The 893-nt window shown below is 72.8% G+C and carries 1 protein-coding gene; it reads right to left on the bottom strand.

Annotated elements, in window-relative coordinates; genetic code table 11:
- Positions 1-93: 93 nt before the first annotated feature.
- Positions 94-893, bottom strand: an 800-nt coding sequence (locus tag Y706_RS24810; RefSeq protein WP_043435903.1) for a DUF2797 domain-containing protein, incomplete at its 5' end; no start/stop codon positions are given.

Here is an 893-nt window from a genome sequence, read left to right as displayed (position 1 = left end):
AGCCGCAAAAATTCCTGGCGACACTCACATTGCCTGCCGGCGCGGGAATACGGGCGCGTCCGGTAATTTGCGCGTCGCGGGGCAAATCCAGCGTCAGAACAAGGCTTCCTGCACGGCCGGGACGTCCGAGCCGTGGTCACCGAGTTCGATCACCCGGGCCTTGAGCTGGCCCAGGTTCACCACGAATTCCAGTCCGCTGCCATCCAGCGCCGCGAGGGCAATGCTGCCGCTCAGCGCGTCGATCCGGAACCCGTGCGCTCCGGCCGCGAGGTCGTGCGGATAGGCGTGCCGGGCAGCCGGGGCGCAGGCCTTCGCGGAGAGCTCCGGCCGGGCCCACCGTTCATCTACCACCGCGAAGCCCTCCCCGCCGGCACCGGCGAGCAGGGTCCGGGCCTCCCCTGCCAGCCGTCCGTTCAGGGCGTCGAGGTCGACGGCGGCTGCCGGGGCGAGCAGCGCAGCGGCCTTGGCGGCAGCGCGGACCTGCTGCGGCAGCCCGGCCTCGCGCGTGATCATGTCCTCAAGGAGGCGGACCACGCGGCCGTCCTCGGCACGGGCGACGTACCGGGCGACGACGGCGCCCTGCTCGGCGAGCCGGTTCCATTTGCGCGGGTGGGACGCGGTGCCGACCTTGCTGGCCCCGTTGGCGAAGGTGGCGACGTAGAGCCAGTGCGGCTGCATCAGGTACGCGCGCAGGCCCGGCGGGACCCGGCCGCCGCGGTGGAAGTCATGGATCAGCCGGGAGTCGTCCAGCACGAAGCACCGCTCGCACTGGCTGCCCCTGGCGGCGGGAGCCCGGTCCGGGCACAGGACGTGGTCCCGGTCCGCAGGTCCGTGCACCTCGTGGTGCCCGAGGCACTGCTTGCCCGCGGCGGCGAGCCGGAAACCGAGGCGGG

This window comes from Arthrobacter sp. I3 (assembly GCF_000520575.1).
In the GTDB taxonomy this organism is placed as follows: Bacteria; Actinomycetota; Actinomycetes; order Actinomycetales; family Micrococcaceae; genus Arthrobacter; species Arthrobacter humicola_A.
The sequence above is the reverse complement of the archived record's forward strand: the minus strand, read 5'-3'. Positions and strand labels throughout refer to the sequence as shown.